At 65.7% G+C, this 18,023-nt stretch carries 14 protein-coding genes; 6 read left to right on the top strand and 8 right to left on the bottom strand.

Features of this window, described 5'->3' with window-relative positions; translation table 11 throughout:
- Nucleotides 1-2: 2 nt before the first annotated feature.
- A complete protein-coding gene (locus I6F36_RS17960; protein WP_225147424.1) occupies nucleotides 3-2,834 on the bottom strand; it encodes a winged helix-turn-helix domain-containing protein in 2,832 nt (943 codons plus the stop codon).
- Between the two features lie 195 nt (nucleotides 2,835-3,029).
- Here I6F36_RS17960 and I6F36_RS17955 point away from each other — a divergent pair, with 195 nt between their 5' ends.
- From I6F36_RS17955 to I6F36_RS17940, 4 genes are read left to right on the top strand one after another with little or no spacing between them, the layout of a single operon-like run.
- The gene (locus I6F36_RS17955) at nucleotides 3,030-3,449 is read left to right on the top strand and encodes an organic hydroperoxide resistance protein (RefSeq protein WP_035996651.1); all 420 of its coding nucleotides are present in this window, start codon (nucleotides 3,030-3,032) and stop codon (nucleotides 3,447-3,449) included.
- Nucleotides 3,450-3,484: 35 nt separating this feature from the next.
- A complete protein-coding gene (locus I6F36_RS17950; RefSeq protein ID WP_225171884.1) occupies nucleotides 3,485-4,513 on the top strand; it encodes an alpha/beta fold hydrolase in 1,029 nt (342 codons plus the stop codon).
- A 52-nt stretch (nucleotides 4,514-4,565) separates the two neighbouring features.
- Nucleotides 4,566-5,129, top strand: coding sequence for a cytochrome P460 family protein (locus I6F36_RS17945; RefSeq protein ID WP_225147422.1), 564 nt, complete (start codon nucleotides 4,566-4,568; stop codon nucleotides 5,127-5,129).
- Nucleotides 5,130-5,146: 17 nt separating this feature from the next.
- Nucleotides 5,147-5,968 (top strand): SDR family NAD(P)-dependent oxidoreductase, encoded by an 822-nt coding sequence (locus tag I6F36_RS17940; protein ID WP_035996659.1) that lies wholly within the window; start codon nucleotides 5,147-5,149, stop codon nucleotides 5,966-5,968.
- A gap of 11 nt (nucleotides 5,969-5,979) precedes the next feature.
- Here the strand turns inward: I6F36_RS17940 and I6F36_RS17935 are convergent, their stop codons facing one another.
- On the bottom strand, nucleotides 5,980-9,489 hold the full coding sequence (locus I6F36_RS17935; protein WP_225147421.1) for a PAS domain-containing hybrid sensor histidine kinase/response regulator: 3,510 nt from the start codon (nucleotides 9,487-9,489) through the stop codon (nucleotides 5,980-5,982).
- A gap of 182 nt (nucleotides 9,490-9,671) precedes the next feature.
- Nucleotides 9,672-10,901: a 5-aminolevulinate synthase gene (gene hemA, locus I6F36_RS17930; protein WP_035996665.1), complete on the bottom strand. Its 1,230-nt coding sequence runs from the start codon at nucleotides 10,899-10,901 to the stop codon at nucleotides 9,672-9,674.
- A gap of 267 nt (nucleotides 10,902-11,168) precedes the next feature.
- Here hemA and aroQ point away from each other — a divergent pair, with 267 nt between their 5' ends.
- Nucleotides 11,169-11,600 (top strand): type II 3-dehydroquinate dehydratase, encoded by a 432-nt coding sequence (gene aroQ / locus I6F36_RS17925; protein ID WP_035996668.1) that lies wholly within the window; start codon nucleotides 11,169-11,171, stop codon nucleotides 11,598-11,600.
- Nucleotides 11,601-11,769: 169 nt separating this feature from the next.
- Here the strand turns inward: aroQ and I6F36_RS17920 are convergent, their stop codons facing one another.
- The 4 genes from I6F36_RS17920 to I6F36_RS17905 all read right to left on the bottom strand — a co-directional run bounded on the left by I6F36_RS17920 (nucleotide 11,770) and on the right by I6F36_RS17905 (nucleotide 16,558).
- Nucleotides 11,770-12,831 carry an MBL fold metallo-hydrolase gene (locus I6F36_RS17920; protein ID WP_035996672.1) on the bottom strand — a complete coding sequence of 354 codons (1,062 nt, stop codon included), beginning with the start codon at nucleotides 12,829-12,831 and terminating at the stop codon, nucleotides 11,770-11,772.
- A gap of 137 nt (nucleotides 12,832-12,968) precedes the next feature.
- The gene (locus I6F36_RS17915; protein WP_225128532.1) at nucleotides 12,969-15,125 is read right to left on the bottom strand and encodes a methyl-accepting chemotaxis protein; all 2,157 of its coding nucleotides are present in this window, start codon (nucleotides 15,123-15,125) and stop codon (nucleotides 12,969-12,971) included.
- A gap of 161 nt (nucleotides 15,126-15,286) precedes the next feature.
- Entirely contained in the window at nucleotides 15,287-16,012 is a 726-nt protein-coding gene (locus tag I6F36_RS17910; protein ID WP_035996788.1) for an outer membrane protein, read from the bottom strand.
- A gap of 225 nt (nucleotides 16,013-16,237) precedes the next feature.
- A complete protein-coding gene (locus I6F36_RS17905; RefSeq protein WP_035996689.1) occupies nucleotides 16,238-16,558 on the bottom strand; it encodes a hypothetical protein in 321 nt (106 codons plus the stop codon).
- Nucleotides 16,559-16,747: 189 nt separating this feature from the next.
- Between I6F36_RS17905 and I6F36_RS17900 the strand changes: the two genes are divergently transcribed.
- On the top strand, nucleotides 16,748-17,032 hold the full coding sequence (locus tag I6F36_RS17900) for a hypothetical protein (protein WP_035996692.1): 285 nt from the start codon (nucleotides 16,748-16,750) through the stop codon (nucleotides 17,030-17,032).
- Between the two features lie 32 nt (nucleotides 17,033-17,064).
- Here the strand turns inward: I6F36_RS17900 and I6F36_RS17895 are convergent, their stop codons facing one another.
- Nucleotides 17,065-18,006, bottom strand: coding sequence for an AEC family transporter (locus I6F36_RS17895; protein ID WP_035996694.1), 942 nt, complete (start codon nucleotides 18,004-18,006; stop codon nucleotides 17,065-17,067).
- Nucleotides 18,007-18,023: the final 17 nt, after the last annotated feature.

Below are 18,023 nucleotides of genomic sequence, written 5' to 3'. Positions count from 1 at the left end.
TGCTACAGCGTGGTCAGAAGCACGCTGGCCGCTTTGATATCCGCCGTATCGGCGCCCTCGGCAAAGCCCTCGAGCGCCGATTGGAGCCATCGCTTCGCCTCGTCGCGCTGCCCGCGTCCGGCAAACAGCCCGGCGAGATCGATCGCAGCGCGCAGCTCCCAGGCCGCGGCGCCTTGCCGGCGGCTGAGATCCAGGGATTGCATGAAGTGGGCTTCTGCCTGCTCGGCGTCGGGCTCCGGCAGCGACAACAGAACTCTGCCTTTCATCCGCAGCAACTCGGGCATGTAGAGATGATCGCCGCTCTGATCGACGAGGCGGATCGCATCGTCGATCAGGCGCGCACTCTGCTCGACCTGTCCAAGCGCCAACAAGCCTTGAACCAGTGCGATGTTGAAGGTCGTGGTGAGCAGTTCGTAGCCGGCCTCGTGGAGCTCGCGTAGGCAAGCCATGATCGTATCGACGCCTTGCGCGGCGTCTCCCCGACGGATCGCCAGTTCGCCCTTCACGCCGCGGCCCACCACGAGATAGGGACCCATCGATCGAGATTCGGCATGCGCGATGAATTGGTCGATGCTCTGCTCCGCGCCGTCGAGATCGCCGTCCCAGAGCGAGATCGAGACCGCCCAGATCAGGGCGATGCAGAGCGTGATCGGATGCTCCATCTGCGCGGCTTCAGTCACCGTCTGTTGCGCCAGCTGCCGCGCGTCCGCGGGCCGGCCCTGTAACCAGAGTTCGCGCGCCAGCGTGATGCCGGCCCGGTTGCGATGATCGAAGCCATGGATGGTGCTGATTCGTTCGGCGCCCGGCCCTTGCCATGCGACCTCCAGCATCTTCAGCGCGTCGCGGTGCTCGCCGGCCAGATGCAGCGAGACCCCGAGCAACGAATGGGCGAGGACGATCGAGCCGGGATCGCCGAGCGGCTGCGCGACCGCAAGGCTCTGCTGCGCATAGCCAAGCGCGGCATGGAACTGCCCCATCCGTTCGTGAAAGATATGCATGCGGCCGAGCAGCTGCAGCTGGTTCGGCGCGTCGCCGCGCGCCTCCGCGATCGCAAGGCTCCTGCTCAAGGCCACGCGCGCCGCCTCGCTGCCGCCGCGCGTGAACATCAGGGTCAGCCCGAGGGCAGCCTGGATGTGCATTTCATCGGCGCTGCCGCGCGCGGACGGGGTCATCGCAAGCAGTGCCCGTTCCGACCAGCGCCGGCATTCGATCAAGAGGGACATCGCGAGGAAGATCGGCGCTGCCGCGGCGGCGAGCGCAATGCCGGCGGTGGCGTCGCCGCCCGCGCCAAAGCACCAGTCCAGCGCGGCACGCACATTGTGGAGCGCGGAGAAGTGGATCGCCCGTTCGTCGGCGTTCGGCGTTGCCGCCCATGTGCTGCCGGCCTGCTCCAGCCATCGCCGGTAGTAGGTCGCGTGGCGGGCGGCGAGCGCGGCGTCGTTCGGCTCGATCTCGAGCAGATAGGCGCGCGTGGTATCGAGCAGACGGTAGCGCATCATGGCGCCGACCGGCCGCGGCGCGACCATCGATTTGGTGACGAGACTGTCGATGGCATCGAACAAATGGGAGCGGTCGGCACGTTCATCCGGGACGACCTCGAGGGCGGCGTCGATGGTGAAGTGACCTGCGAAGACCGCCAGCCTGCGGAGGACGAGGCGCTCGATGTCGGACAGCAGCCCGTAGCTCCAGTCCAGCGTCGCCCGCAACGTCTTCTGTCGCGGGGGCGCGGTGCGCTGGCCCTGCCAGAGCAGATTGAGACGCTCATCGAGCAGCGCGGCCGTCTGCTCCAGGCCGTAAGCTTCGACCCGGCCGGCGGCGAGCTCGATCGCCAGGGCCATGCCGTCGAGCTTGCGGCAGATCCTCGCGATAGTCGCGGCGTTGGTATCGTCGAGCGCGATCTGCGCGCCGCCAGCGGTCGCCCGTTCGATGAAGAGCTGAAGCGCGGGATAGGTTTGTGCAGCCGCCGCACTCAGCCCGGCACTATCAGGCGGTACGGCGAGCGGCGCCAGTCGATAGACCTGCTCGCCCTCGACGCGCAGGGCTTCGCGGCTGGTGGCGAGGATGTGGACATCAGGCGCAGCGTGGAAGATCGCCGAAGCCAGCGGTGCCGCCGCGGCGATGACATGCTCGCAATTGTCGAGGATGAGCAGCAACCGCTTGTCCCTGACATGCGCGAGCAGCGCGGGCAGGGGATCGTCGGTCTCGGCCGGCAAGCCGAGCATCAACAGGATCGAGGTGATCACGAGATCGGGATCGCTGAGCGCGGCAAGGTCGACGAAATGCGCGGCGTCGGAGAACGTCGCGAGCAGGTCGTGGGCGATCGCCACCGCGACGGCAGTCTTGCCCACGCCGCCCGGACCGACGATCGTGACGAAGCGCGAGGTGAGAAGCTTGTCGGAGATGGTGGCGACCGCCTGGTCGCGTCCGACCATCCGTTGCAGCCGATTCGGCAGCTTGACCGGCGGCAATTCCATCGGCGGGGACGAGCGCCGCGCCGCCGGAGGCTCCGTGTGCGAGATCGGCGCCACGAAGCAATAGCCGCGCCCGGAAAGCGTCGTGATGTAGCGTGCGCCGTCATTGCCGTCGCCGAGCGCCTTGCGGAGAGCGGCGATGTGAAAGCGCAGATTGGCCTCTTCGACGGTGATGCCGGGCCACACCAGCGCCATCAGATCCCATTTGCTGACGACCTCGTTCGGCCGCGACATCAGTGCGATCAGCGCGTCGAAGGCCTTCGCACCCAGCGGCACTGTGACGCCGTCGCGCGTCACGAGCCTTTCATGTGGCGCCACGGTGAATGGTCCGAACGAGAGTCTTGGCCCGGTCGGCGTGGTCATCGCGAAATCTTGCTCATTTGCGAACCGGATAGCCAGAGGGCAGCCATCCCGCAAGGCCTGCGTTGCATCGGCCTCAGACCTTGTTTGCAGGCCTCGCAACAGCTTCTGCGCCGGCCTCACAACTTCTCACAAGTCCAAACGGGTCTCCGGAGCGCGTCGCTGCTAGTCAGTTTGCGCGACTGCAAGGAGCTCTTCATGACGCAAACGGCAAAACTGCTCTACACGGCCCGGACCCACACCAGCGGCGGCCGGCACGACGGCATATCGCGCAGTTCCGACGGTCGCCTCGACGTCAAGCTGTCGCCGCCGGGCGGGGCCGGCATCGGCACAAATCCCGAGCAATTGTTTGCGGCCGGCTGGTCGGCCTGCTTCGAAGGCGCCATGGAACTCGCCGCGCGCAAGCAGAAGGTGACCCTTCCCAGGAAAAGCGCGATCGACGCGGAGATCGATCTGGTGCTCGACGAGGGCGCCTACGCGCTGAGGGCGCGCCTCAATGTCAGCCTGCCGGGACTCGACCCCGAGATCGCACGCGGCATCATCGATGAAGCGCATCAAACCTGCCCCTACTCCAAGGCCGTCCGCGGCAACATCGACGTCACGGTCGCGCTGATCTGACGCACCATCATAAATCACGACAAGGTCACATCATCATGAAGCAGCTCATCGATCAGCACCGCCGCCAGTTTCTCGGCATCGCCACCGGAGCCGCCGCCGCCGGCATCGGCGTGATCGCGTTCGCTCGTGCCGAGACCGAACCGCAGCGATCCCAAGCATCGAATGCGTCCTTCGGCGCGATCAAGCAGATCGATGCCGGCGTTCTCAACGTCGGCTATGCCGAGGCGGGTCCCTCGAACGGTCCGGTGGCGATCCTGCTGCATGGCTGGCCCTACGACATTCACGCCTTCGTCGAGGTCGCGCCGCTCCTGGCCAAGGCCGGCTATCGCGTGATCATCCCATACCTGCGTGGCTACGGCACGACGCACTTCCTCTCCAGCGAGACGCCGCGCAACGGCGAGCCTGTGGCCATGGCCGCGGACATCATCGCGCTGATGGACAAGCTCGAGATCAAGAAAGCCGTCGTCGCCGGCTTCGACTGGGGTGCACGCACCGCCGACATCATCGCCGCGCTGTGGCCGGACCGTTGTCGCGCGTTGGTAGCGGTCAGCGGCTATCTGATCTCGAGCCAGGCTGCCGGCAACGCGCCGTTGCCGCCGCAGGCGGAGCTGCAATGGTGGTACCAGTTCTACTTCGCGACCGAACGCGGCCGGGCCGGATACGAGAAGTACACGCACGATTTCGCCAAGCTGATCTGGAAGCTGGCCTCGCCGCAGTGGAAGTTCGACGACGCCACCTTCAACAGGAGCGCGGCGGCGCTCGACAACAGGGATCACGTCGCGATCACGATCCACAATTACCGCTGGCGGCTCGGGCTTGCCCAGGGCGAGGCGAAATACGAGCCTCTCGAAAAGAAGCTGGCCGCAGCTCCGCAGATCGAGGTGCCGACGATCACGATGGAGGGCGATGCCAACGGCGCGCCCCATCCCGAGCCGAGCGCCTATGCCAAGAAGTTCTCAGGCCGATACGAGTTTCGCCTGATCACCGGCGGCGTCGGCCACAATCTGCCGCAGGAAGCGCCACAAGCCTTCGCCAAGGCCGTCATCGACGCCGACGGCGCCTAGGCATTCGTCGGCACCTCCGTCCAGCCTCATTGATCGAGCCCGATGAAACATCATGACGATAGCCGAACCCGAAAAGAAGAAATCTCTCTACACCACGATGATCGCGCTGACCGTGGTCGTCCTCGTCGTGCTCCTGACCTGCATGCCCTACCTCGTCACGATCGCCTTCGCGGAAGGGCCAGCGGAACAGAGCGCGGCGGACGCCTCGCCGATCTTCGGCGTCACAATTCCAGCCGGCTATAAGCGGTGGGAGCTGATCGCGCCGGCCGAAGAGGCCGCGCCGCTCGACGAGCTGCGCGCTGTTGTCGGCAACCAGACCGCCATCGATGCCTATCAGGCCGGAAAACTGCCGTTCCCGGACGGCACCATCCTGGTCAAGCGCGCCTGGAAGCGGAAACAGTCACCCGAGTTTGCGTCCGCGACGATTCCCGGCGCCGCCACCACGGTCCAGGTGATGGTGAAGGATTCCAGGAAATACGCGGCTACCGGCGGCTGGGGCTTTGGCCGCTTCATCAACGGCAAGCCGGTGGACGAGGCGCAGCACCGCACCTGCTTCGCCTGCCACGAAGCCCGCGCCAAGAGCCGCGACTATGTCTTCACGCGGCTTGCGCCTTGAGACATACGGTGACTGGCTTGAAGACTTGGTTCATCAGCGGCAGCTCTCGCGGGCTTGGCCGTGCCATCACGGAAGCGGCACTCGCCGCGGGCGACCAGGTGGTTGCCACTGCGCGGACGCTCCAACCGCTTGAACCGTTGCGGGAACGTTTCGCTGAAAGACTGTGCCTTGCAACGCTCGACGTCACGGATGAAGCTGCCGCGCCGGCAGCCATCGCGCTTGCTGCGGAGACGTTCGGCGGACTCGACGTGGTCGTCAACAATGCCGGCTACGGCGACCTCGGATCGGTCGAGGATACTGGCCTGGACTCGTTCCGGCGGCAGATCGAGGCCAATTTGATAGGCACCATTATCGTCACCAAGGCGGCGATTCCGGTGCTGCGCCGGCAGCGCCGTGGCCACATCGTGCAAGTCTCGTCCGTAGGCGGCCGGATCGGCGCCCCAGCCCGCGCCGCCTATTCGGCCGCGAAATGGGGTATCGAGGGCTTTTCGGAATCGCTGGCGCGCGAGATGGCGCTGATCGGCGTGAACGTCACGATCGTCGAGCCCGGCGGCTTTCGCACCGGCTTTGCGCGAGCCGCACATGGGACCGGCGAAGGACGCCCGGAATACGATGCGCTCGTCGGCGCTGCCGTCAGGATGCAGCGCGATTACGACGGCCGGCAGCCCGGCGATCCAGCCAAAGCCGCGGCCGTGGTTCTGAAGCTTGCCGATATGGAGCGCCCGCCTCTGCGCATTGCGCTCGGAAGCGATGCCGTCGACGCCATCGCTGCGATCGATAAGCTCCGCCTCGAAGAGCTGGAGAGGTGGCGAGCGCTCAGCGTATCGACTGACTATTGACCCCGGGGGCCTCACTCCGCCGCCACCATTTGTTGCGTGCGCCACTGGCCCAGCAGGGCACGCAGCGAAGCCGGCTTCACCGGCTTGTTGAGCACCGCGATCTTCTCGTCACGCGCGGCGACCTGCACGGCGGGACTGCGATCGGCGGTGATCAGGATCGCAGGGATGCCATCGCCGAAACGGCGGCGGATCTCGCGGATGGCGGCGATGCCGTTGCCGCGATCGAGGTGATAATCGACCAGAAGGCCGGTGACGCGGCGGCCGGCGGTTTCGATCGCAGCGATCGCGCCTTCGGGATCGGCGACCGCGATCACCTCGGCGTCCCAAGCCTTGAGCAGCGTGCGCATGCCGTCGAGGATCGCCGCATCGTTCTCGATGCAGACGATCAGCGCGCCCGAGATCGGTGTGCGCGCCAGCGGCGTCGCGCTGGTCACGGCCGCGGTGTGGGTGACCGCCTTCGCCGTCGGCACCGTCACCGAGAAGACCGAGCCGCCGCTTCGATTGCCGTCGATGGCGATGCCGTGCTTGAGCACGCGGGCCAGGCGTTCCACGATCGAGAGGCCGAGGCCCAGACCGCGCGCGATCCGCGCCCCCTGCTCCAGGCGATGGAATTCCTTGAAGATCTCGCCTCGCTTGACCGCGGGGATACCGACGCCGGTGTCGTAGACGCAGATCTTGAGCGAGGCGCCGCGGCGGCGGCAGCCGACCAGCACGCGGCCGCGCGGGGTATACTTGATCGCGTTCGAGATCAGGTTCTGGAGCAGGCGCCGCAGCAGGAGCCGGTCCGACTCGACCGGCAACGAGCAGGGCACGAAGGCGAGCTCCAGGCCCTTGGCGCGCGCGATCGGCGCGAACTCGATTTCCAGCGACCGCATCAGATCGGCCATCTTGAAGCTCGAGATCGAGGTCGCCATCGCGCCAGCGTCGAGCCTGGAAATGTCGAGCAGCGCGCCGAGGATTTCCTCGATCGCCTGCAAGGATTCGTCGATGTTCTCGACCAGCCGCGTCTCCTCGCCATTGTGCTGGCGCTCGACGAGGCTGGTGACGTAGAGCCGCGCCGCGTTCAGCGGCTGCAGGATGTCGTGGCTGGCGGCGGCGAGGAAACGCGTCTTGGAGATGCTGGCGTCCTCCGCCGCGCTCTTGGCGATGGCCAGCTCGGAGTTCAGCCGCGTCAGCTCCTCGGTGCGGTCGCGCACGCGCTTTTCCAGCGTCGCATTGGCGCGCTCCAGCGCTTCGGCGGCTTCGAAGCTCGGCGTGACGTCGGTGAAAGTGATGACGAAGCCCCCGCCGGGCATGCGGTTGGTGAGCACTTCGATCACCATGTGGCGTTCCGGCAGCCGCTCGAGATAAGGCTCGCTGTCGGTGGTGTAGGCCGCAAGGCGCCGTTCCAGCAGGGCCTTGCGCTCGAGCGGATCGTTCGGATCGCCGAGGCCGATGAACTCCAGGATCTCGCGCAAGGGCGTGCCGAACTGGATCAGATGCAGCGGCACATTGAGGAGGTCGCCGAACTGCCGGTTGGAGCAGATCAGTTGCAGATCGGCGTCGAACACGGCGATGCCCTGGCGCACATGGTTGAGCGCGGTCTGCAGGATCTCGCGGTTGAAATGCAGCGCGGCGTGCGAATCGTCGAGCAGCTTCAGCGCGGCCTTGGCGGAGACCGTCCGCTTGCGCAGCAGCAGCGACATCACGAGGCGGGAGGAGGCCGCGCCGATCGAGGAGGCAATCAGATGCTCGGCGTGCTGCAGCAGCTCGAAATCGGCGGGCGCACCGGGCTCCAGCCGCACGTTGCGCCGCGCCGAGAAGGCCTCGAAGGAATGTCGCGCGCGGTCGGGCCCGAGATATTGCGCCACCGTGGTCTGGATGTCCTGCACGGTGACGGTGCTGCGCCAGCGGCGGAAGCTCGGGGAGATCGGTGCGAGCGTATTGGGCACGAACAGATCGGCTTGCAGCAGCTCGATGGAGGATGGCCGGCGTGCCAGCGACAGCAGCACATAGGTCAGGATGTTGAGGGACAGCGACCAGATCACGCCGTGCATCAGGGGCGGCAGGTCGGCGCCGAACAGTGCCTGCGGCCGCAGCGCCTCGATGCCGAACGGGCCGTGCTGCAGCAGCAGGATGCCTGACGTCGAGGAATCCATGAAGCTCGGCATGAACAGCGTGTAGAGCCACACCGCAAACCCGACCAGCATGCCGCCGATCGCCCCGCGCGCGGTCGCGCGCCGCCAGAGCAGGCCGCCGAAGAAGCTCGGGGCGAGCTGGGCGATGGCGGCAAAGGAGAGCAGGCCGATCGCCGCGAGCTGGGTGCTGCCGAGCGCGCGATAGTAGAAATAGGCCATCACCATGATGGCGAAGATCGCGAGCCGGCGCGAGCGCAGCAGGAAGTTGCTGAAATCGGCCCCGCCGGCGCGCCCCTCCGGCCGACGTTTCAGCACCAGCGGCACCACGAGGTCGTTCGAGACCATGATGGAGAGCGCGACGCATTCGACGATCACCATGGCGGTTGCCGCCGAAAGCCCGCCGACGAAGACGGCGACGCTGAGCAGGTTCGCGCCGCTCTCGATCGGCAGGGCCAGCACGTACATATCAGGGTCGGCCGTGCCGAACGGGAAGGTCACGAGGCCGGCGAGCGCGATCGGGATCACGAACAGGTTGATGGCGACGAGGTAGAGCGGAAACAGCCAGCGCGCGCGGCCGACCTCGGCATCCGAGGAATTCTCCACCACGCTGACGTGAAACTGGCGCGGCAGCAGCATGATCGCGCACAGCGACAGCAATGTCATGGTCAGGAAGTTGCCGATCGACGGCGAATAATTGATGGCGCGCACCGCTTCCGGCGTCCTCATCGCGCGCTCGATCAATTCATGCGGCGAGAACATCCAGAAGGTGACGAAGATGCCGGCGGCGAGGAAGGCGACCAGCTTGATGATGGACTCGGTCGCGATCGCCAGCATCAGGCCGTGCTGGTGCTCGGTCGCGTCGGTCTGTCGCGTGCCGAACAGCACAGCGAAGGCCGCCATCGTCAGCGTCACCATCAGCGCCATGTCGCCGAGGATCGGGATGTGCGAGAAGGCCTGGTCTTCGCTCAGGATTGTGCCCAGCGAGGAAGCCACCGCCTTGAGCTGGAGCGCGATATAGGGCACCGAGCCGATGATCGCGATTGCGGCGACGGTCGCCGCCACCGCTTGGCTCTTGCCGTAGCGGGCCCCGATGAAGTCGGCGATAGAGGTGATGTTGTGGGCTTTCGCCAGCTGGATCACGCGTCGGAGCACCCCGGCCCCCAACCCGATCATCAGGATCGGGCCGACATAGATCGCGAGGAAATCGGTCGAGGTGCGGGTCGCGAAGCCGACCGACCCGAAGAAGGTCCAGGACGTGCAGTAGATCGCCAGCGACAGCGGATAGATCAGCCCGGAGGCGCGGCCGCGACCGGCCGGCGAGCGGCGGTCGCCGTGGCTCGCCACCAGGAACAGGAAGCCGATATAGCCGAAGGCGGCGGCGATCACGCCCCAATCGTGCAGCATGGGTCGGGGGCTCTCTCCCTGGGCGCCGGCGGCGCCCGAGCTCATTTTCCTTGCAAACCTAGCGCGTTGAGCGGACGCAAGCGACAGCGAAATGCCGTGCGGCGGTAGGAACTGCCGGCGTCGTTAAGCGGTGGGGCGAGCTGTCCGCCCGCTCTTACCCTCCAGGGGAGGGTAAAAGAGGCCTATTCCGCGGCCAGCGACTTCGCGCGCAGCGGCAGGCCGAGGCGGTCCCACACTTGCAGCAGCGCTTCGGCGAGCTGATCGATCAGGCCGTCGTCGTGATAGGGCGAGGGCGTGATGCGCAGGCGCTCGGTGCCCTTGGCGACGGTCGGATAGTTGATCGGCTGGATGTAGATCCCGTGCTGTTCGAGCAGCAGGTCGGAAGCCTGCTTGCACTTCTCGGGATCGCCGACGAACAGCGGTACGATGTGTGTGTCGCTCGACATCACCGGCAGGCCGGCGGCATTGAGGATCGCCTTGACCCGGGCGGCACGGTCCTGGTGGCGCTCGCGCTCCCAGCTCGACGTCTTCAGGTGCCTGATCGCGGCGGTCGCGGCCGAGCAGACCGCCGGCGGCAGCGCGGTGGTGAAGATGAAGCCCGGCGCATAGGAGCGCACGGCGTCGATGATCTGGCCGTTGGCGGCGATGTAGCCGCCGAGACAGCCGAACGCTTTGGCCAGCGTGCCCTCGAGAATGTCGATGCGATGCATCACGCCGTCGCGCTCGGCGATGCCGCCGCCGCGCGGGCCGTACATGCCGACGGCGTGGACTTCGTCGACATAGGTCATCGCGCCATATTTCTCGGCGAGATCGCAGATCCTGGCGAGCGGCGCGACATCGCCGTCCATGGAATAGAGACTCTCGCAGACGATCAGCTTCGGCCGATCGGGACCGGCCGCTTTCAACAGCTCTTCGAGATGCGCAACGTCGTTGTGGCGGAACACGATCCGCTCGCAGCCGGACTGGCGGATGCCCTCGATCATCGAATTGTGGTTGAGCTCGTCCGACAGGATCAGGCAGTTCGGAATGAGCTTTGCGATGGTCGGGATGCCGGTCTGGTTCGAGACATAGCCCGAGGTGAACAGCAGCGCGGCTTCCTTGCCGTGGAGATCGGCGAGCTCGGCTTCGAGCTGCACCAGCGGATGATGCGTGCCGGCGATGTTGCGGGTGCCGCCGGCGCCGGTGCCGACGCGCGTGGCAGTCTCGACCATGGCGCCGACCACCTTCGGATGCTGGCCCATGCCGAGATAGTCGTTGGAGCACCAGATCACGACGTCGCGCTTGCCCTTGGGCGAGTGCCAGACCGCATGCGGGAACCGGCCGGCCGTGCGTTCGAGGTCGGCGAACACGCGATAACGCCGCTCGGTGTGGAGACGATCGAGGGCGGAATCGAAGAATTGGGCGTAATCCATCGGCAAACCTGCAACGGAACCTGACCAAGGGGACGGGTCTACTTAGAGCTTTTCCAGCTCCAATGTCTATGCGCTATCCCACATTTGGATCTGTGGGGCATTTGGGCAAAATGCCCTATCCGGCGCGTCTCAGTTTGATCCCGATCAATCCTGCGCGACATATAATGCTGCTCTGCACCATCTGCCGGGGCGACCCAGCCTATGGTCTTCCGTCGCGGCCCGGCGCGCGCTTTCCTTGCTCAACCAAGCTCTCGAAAGGACCCTTCCATGAAGCGCGTGATGATCCTCAACGGTCCCAACCTCAACATGCTCGGCATCCGCGAGCCGCACATCTACGGCACGACGACGCTGGCGGAGGTCAACGCGAGCTGCGAGGACGCAGCCGCCAGGCTCGGCCTCAAGCTCGCCTTCCACCAGTCCAACCACGAGGGCGTGCTGGTTGATCTGATCCAGTCGGCGCGGCAGGACGCCGAGGCCATCGTCATCAATCCGGCCGGCCTCTCCTTCACCTCGGTCTCGATCATGGACGCGATCAAGACGTTCGAGGGCCCGGTGCTGGAGGTGCACATCTCCAACATCCACGCCCGTGACGAATATCACCGGCATTCCAAGATCTCGTTCGTGGCGACCGGCGTGATCTGCGGGCTCGGGCCGTTCGGCTACATCGCGGCGCTGCACGCGATCGCGAATATGAAGTGAGGCGCCAGCCGCGCCGGAGGTCTGCTCCCTCGCCCCGTTCTTACGGGGAGAGGGTTGGGGTGAGGGGCTGTTTCGGCAATGATGGTGAGAGTTGGACTCGCGGAGACTCCCCTCACCCGCCACGCTTCGCGTGTCGGCCTCTCCCCGCAGGCGGGGAGAGGCGAATAACTCACGTCGTCCGAAACTGCAGCACGCCGTCCTGCATCTCGGGCGTGAGGCGGCCCTCGACGATCATGTAGTTGACGTGGGCGACGAGCTCGCCGGCGGCAAAGCCCATCTGGTGCTCGTCCAGCACGTGCTTGTTGAACACCACGGGCACCAGAGCGCGCGAGGTTTGCGGCACCTCACGGCAGGCTTCCGCGATCAATCGGCAGCGCTCTTCATGGTGGTCGGCGAGCTGCTTGATGCGGGTCTTCAATCCGTAGAACGGCACGCCATGGCCAGGCAGCACCAGCACGTCATAGGGCAGCGTCGTGGTGAGGCTGGCGAGCGAGGCCAGATATTCGCCGAGCGAATTCTGGTCGGGCTCGACCGCCCAGACGCTGACATTCGGCGAGATCTTGCTCAGCACCTGGTCGGCGGAGAGGAACAGCTTGTCGTCGGCGCAATACAGCATCACCTGGTCGAGGGCGTGGCCGCCGCCGGTGATGACCTTGAAGCGGCGCGTGCCGATCACGACGTCGTCGCCATGCGAGATGCGGCGGTAGGACGGCGGCAGCACCGAGACGCGCTTCAGATAGTCCTGGCCGCGGCCGAGCAGCTTTTCGGTGAGCGACTCGTCCATGCCATGGCGGCGGAAGAACAGCCGCTGCGCCTCGCGCCGCTCCTCGGTGCCGCGGTTCTGGTGATAGACCGATTGCAGATATTCGACCTGCGACATCACCAGCGGGCAGCCGAACCGCTCGACGATCCAACCGGCGAGACCGACATGATCCGGGTGGGAGTGGGTGACGATCAGGCGCGTGATGTTGACGCCTTTCAGCGGTCCGTCGAACAGCTTCGTCCAGGCCTCGATCGTCTCCTCGTTGCCGAAGCCGGCATCGATCATCGCATAGCCGTCGCCATCGGCGAGCAGGTAGATGTTCACGTGGTTGAGGCGGAACGGCAGCTTCAGCCGCGCCCACAACACGCCGGGCCGCACCTCGACCACCTGTTCGGGGCCGGGATGCTGTTCCCAGGGGTAGCGCAGGGCCTCGGCCGAGGACTGCGGGGTGTCGGTTTTCGAGCTCATGCTATCGGCTTAAACCCAGCGCGCGCGGGGCGCCAGCCGAAAAAGGATGCTGGGCGGCGACAGCATGGCGGTCATACCGAGGCAGTTTTCCGTAGCCCGGATTGCGCTACGCTCCATCCAGGCTACAGGACAGGGCCTTACGCCGCCCGCATATCGTTGAGGAAGGCGTCGATCTCCCCGCGCAGCATATCGGCCTCGCGGCGCAGCGCGTCCGAAGCGCCCAGCACCTCGGTGGCCGCAGCGCCGGCTTCGGCGGACGCGGTGGAGACGCCGACGATGTTGCTGGAGACCTCGCTGGTGCCGCCGGCGGCATGCTGGATGTTGCGGGCGATTTCGCGCGTCGCGGCGCCCTGTTCCTCGACCGCCGCTGCGATCGTGGTGGTGACGTCGTTGATCTCGCCGATGATCCGGCCGATGCCCTGGATGGCGCCGACCGCGGAGGTCGTGACTGACTGCATGCTGGCGATCTGGGTGCGGATCTCGTCGGTCGCCTTGGCGGTCTGGCTCGCCAGGCTCTTCACCTCGGAGGCAACCACCGCGAAGCCGCGGCCGGCCTCGCCGGCGCGCGCCGCCTCGATGGTGGCGTTGAGCGCGAGCAGATTGGTCTGCGAGGCAATGGTCTGGATCAGGTCGACGACGACGCTGATGCGGCTCGCGCTGTCGGCAAGGCTCTGCACCGTGGCGTCGGTCGCTCCCGCTTCGTCGACCGCCTTTTTGGCGATCTCGGCGGAGGTCACGACCTGGCGGCTGATCTCCTGGATCGAGGAGGACAGCTGCTCGGTGCCGGCCGAGACGGTCTGCACGTTGACCGACGTCTCTTCCGCCGCGGAGGCGACCGCGTTGACCAGCGCGTTGGACTGGTCGGCGGTGTTCGACATGCTCTGCGCGGTCGATTGCATCGAATTGGCCGATTGGGCCAGATTATCGAGCGCGGAGCGCACCGTGCTTTCGAACTGGGCGATCTTCGCCTCCATGCGCGCGGCGCGCTCGGCCTTGGCGATACGGTCCTTGTCCTGCTCGCTCGTCAGCGCGCGGGTCTCGATCATGCTCTCCCGGAACACCTGCAGCGTGTTCGCCATCACCGAGATTTCGTCGTTGTGATTCTTCGAGCGGTAGATCTCGGTTTCGAGATCCCCGTTCGCGAGCAGCTGCATCGACTGCTGCAAGGCGCCGATCCGGCGCAGGATGTTACGGCCGACATAGAGCCAGACGAACAGCGCCGAGCCGACCAGCATCAGCGCGCCCAAGCCCAGCATGACCGACGTCGCGAGCGAAATCTCCTGCCGCGCCTGGAGGGTCGAGGCGTTGGTCTCTTTCTGCACGCCGTCGACGAGCTGCTGCACGCTGATGCCGAGCCCGACATTGAGCTTGCGGGTCTCGTCCAGGATGGTCTGGCCGTAGTCGATGGAGTCGAGCTCTTTCTCGCGCAGATTGAACACGCCGGTCTTGCCGGTGCCGAGCGCGAGCAGCTTTTCCGCGGTGTCGCGCAGCATCTTGTTGCCCTGATTGTCCGGCAACAGATCGAGGTTCGACCGCAGGCGCCCCTGCGCCGTCTTGAATTCCTTCTGGATGTCATCGAGCTTGTCGCTGGTGTTCGCCGACAGCGCCGCGCTCATGTTGGCGGCGGCGAGATTACCGCTGGCGACGACGTTGCCGAGCTGACCGACGGTCTGCGCGGCGTCGGTCGCGTCTGCGGCTGACAAGTCGGCTGAACCGAGAATGGCATTGACGCGGGTCTGCGCGTCCAGCATCGCCGGACTCGCTGCGCCGACGAAGGCGCCCTGCGCGGCGCGAAGCGCGTCATATTGCTTGTCGTGCAGCGCCGCGATGTCGAGCCGTTCGCGGGCGGCTTTCGTCAGGCTCTGAGCCGCCTCGTTGATGCTCTTCATCGTCTCGCTGAGCCCGGAGACGACGCTCTTGTCGCCGCCGAGCTCGATGATCTCGTTGAGCTTCTGCTGCGTCTGCTCCTGTAATTCCCTGAGTTTCTTGGTGCGCTCGTTCAGAGCGTCCTCGCTCTGCGCCGCAAGCAGGGCCGGTCCCTGCGCCGCGAGGCTCGCACTCAGCGCCGACAATTGCAGGCTGGCGGAAAGGCGCGGAATGTCCCGTCCGCTCAGTTCAGTCATGCGTCCGCCGAGATTCTGCAGCGCAAGGCCGGCGCCGGCCGCGATCACGAGGCCCATGCCCGCGATGACCGCAAACGCCGCGAACAGGCTGCCGCGCACGCCCCATTTGGGCATTTTGAAACGCGGACGGAAACTGCCAAGGAAGCGGCCAAGGCCCAAACGGATCGGCATCGAAAATTCCCCCAATGTTCTTCTATTTGTGGCTGCAGTATCGGCAGCACCGGTTAAGGAATCGCAATGAGCCCAATCGGTTGACGTTGTTCCGCAGAGCGAAAAAAGAGGGGCCGGCAACGAGGCCGGCCCCTTCATCTTGATAAGGTCCTGGTAACCGATCAGTAGCGCGCCATGGCCGGGCTCGCCCAGTTGAAGCGGTAGTTGACGCCCGCCTTGAAGGTATGGTCGTCGGTGGTGAAGGCGCCGGTGCCGGCGAGCGGACCGGCGGTGAAGCTGGCGTCGCCGAAATTGTAGTACTGGTACTCGGCCTTGGCCGACCAGTTCGGGGCGAACATGTATTCGAGGCCGGCGCCGACGGTGTAGCCGTTGCGGTGATCGCCGGTGATGACGAAGGCGGCCGGCACGCCGCCGACGGTGACCCTCTCGTTGTTGTCCGAATAGGCGTAGCCGCCCTTCACATAGACCAGGCCGGGACCCCAGGTGTAGCCGACGCGGCCCGTGATCGAGCCGAGGCCGCGCTGGTCGTTGGTGTAGGCGATGCCGCCCGGGAACACGGCGCCGACGCTGCCGGAGAGCCAGGAATACTGGCCTTCGACGCCGACCACGAAGTTCGGGTGGAACTGCCAGTCCGCACCGACCTGCACGCCGCCGAGGAAGCGGCCGTTGCCGTTGTTGCCGGTGGAGAGGCCATTGAAATTGTTGTCGCTGGAGAACGCGCCGCCGACATGGGCGCCGAGATAGAAGCCCGTCCAATTGTAGATCGGCGCGGCGTAGGCCGGCGCGGGCGTCTTGTAATAATTGCGGTTGCCGAGATCGGCACCGACGGCCGGCGCAGCCGCGCCCAACACGAGCAGCGCCACGGTCGCAAACAGAATCTTCTTCATCGTCTTGAACTCCAACACGTAAGGTCCCCGGCAGGCGCGTTTGCTGCGCCGCATTGGTTTTGCAGATAGCTCGCTTTTGACGAAAATGCTGTCACATCCGTGGCACAGCGACGGCCAACGTAACTTGTTGGGCCGCAAATGATTTTCGTGCTTAATGGCAACTTAAGAAGTGGTGAAGGAAGGCTTAACCTGGGCGCCTCTCGGGTAACTTGCGCGGGCATCCTGTTAACCAAGACGCCGCCGTGCCTCATCGCGCATCTGCGCGCGAAAGGCGGCGCGCTTTGCCGGCCTGTCTTCCTCACGCACGTCGTGTCGATCGAAGATGTCGAACTTCTCCAGGATCGGATAGCGCTCGCTCGCCATCGCGAGCACGCGCAGTATCCTGGTCCCCTCCGGCGTCGGGCCGCTGACCTCCCAGCGCCGGATGGTGTCGGCGCCGCCTCTTTCCGGCAGTCCGCAAAGCTTGGCCATGTCGGCCGCGCTGAGCTTGCGCTCGAGGGCATCGGAGAGGTCGTTGCGAAGCTGCTTCAGTTCGGCGCCGGTCATGCTTGCGTCCAGGGAAGTCACTGAAAGCAATGCACTAGCGCTGATTCGGGTCCATCCGAAGACGGTGTGAGTCCGCCGCGCTCCGGCACCTTCGTCCGCACACGGAGTTATGAAGGGAGAACCCATGGAAATTTGCCGATGCATGAACACTTGGCATATCGGGGCGCGCAACGGGTGAAGGGATCAGCCATGAAAACCATCAGACTCGCCATTTCCGCGCTGATCACGACGGGACTGCTTGCCGCACCATTCGCAGCTGAGGCGAAAAAGGTCCGGTCCAGCCGGCAATACAGCACTGGTGTGGTGGCTCCGACCTATGGCGGAGCCGGAGCGCCGGCCGCGCAACCGAGGGCGGCCTACGGATCGTCGGGACAGACGGTTGGCACTGTCACCGCGCCGTCGATCGGATCATACAATTGGCCCTCGGTCGGCGTGACCAACTCGGCTCCCACCTGGAGCAACACCACGAGATAGAGGGCTCCGGCAAGGTGGAGGCCACTGGCGGATCAACGCATGCCGCTCGCCGATCCCGAGAGCAGATAAAGCGCGATGAGCAATGTCGCGACCGACAGCATCGTCGTGATCGAGACCGTGGCCGCAACCAGCTTCTCCTCGACCTTGTGTTCATGTGCGAGGACGTAGACGGTTTTCGCCGTCGGCACGGCCGCGCAGATGACCGCCGCAACCGTGTAGAGAGGGGTGAGGCCGATCACGACGCAAAGCCCGTAGACGATGAGCGGCATGACCACCAGTTTCACCGCGGCGAGCGCAAACGACGCTTTCAGGTTGGACCGCAAGCCCTCGATGGACAGGCCGAGCCCGATGGCGAATAGCGCGCACGGCGTGAGCGCGGCAGCGATCATGTTGAGATAGGCCGCGACCGGTGCCGCAATCGGCAGTCCCGTCACCGCCCAGGTGAGGCCGATGAACGTCGACAGCACCATGGGATTGAGCAGGATCTGCTTTGCCAGTCCCATAGAGCGCACGGAGGCCCCGCGTGCATCGCGCTTTTCCAGCAGGATCACCGTGATCGGAAACATCACCGCGGCCACGAACACCGTTGCGACGGCCGCGGGCAGGACGGCGGGTTGGCCGTAGATCGCATGCAGGATCGGCAGCGCAACGAACCCGGTGTTGGTCATCGCCGCCGCCATCCCGTGAATGGTGCTGCTGGCGAGGTCGTGTTTGCCGCCTGCGCGGACCGGCACGAACACGAGCGCGAAGCAGATCAGCGAGCCGCCGCCGAAGGCGAGCAGAAAACGCCATTCCAGGAGATTGCGCGCCGGCTCCTGGGCGATCGTGACAATCAACAGCGCCGGCATCGCCACGTTGTAGGCGAAATGCACCAGGGCATCGGCCAGCGCCCGCGAGAGATAGCCGAGTTCGCCGGCGAGCCAGCCGGTGACGATGATCGCGAATACGGGAAGAACGAGGCTGGCGACCTCCATCCGGCTTCCCCCTCATT

Origin of the sequence: Bradyrhizobium sp. BRP19 (assembly GCF_020194195.1) — a bacterium.
GTDB lineage: Bacteria > Pseudomonadota > Alphaproteobacteria > Rhizobiales > Xanthobacteraceae > Bradyrhizobium > Bradyrhizobium yuanmingense.
The sequence above is the reverse complement of the archived record's forward strand: the minus strand, read 5'-3'. Positions and strand labels throughout refer to the sequence as shown.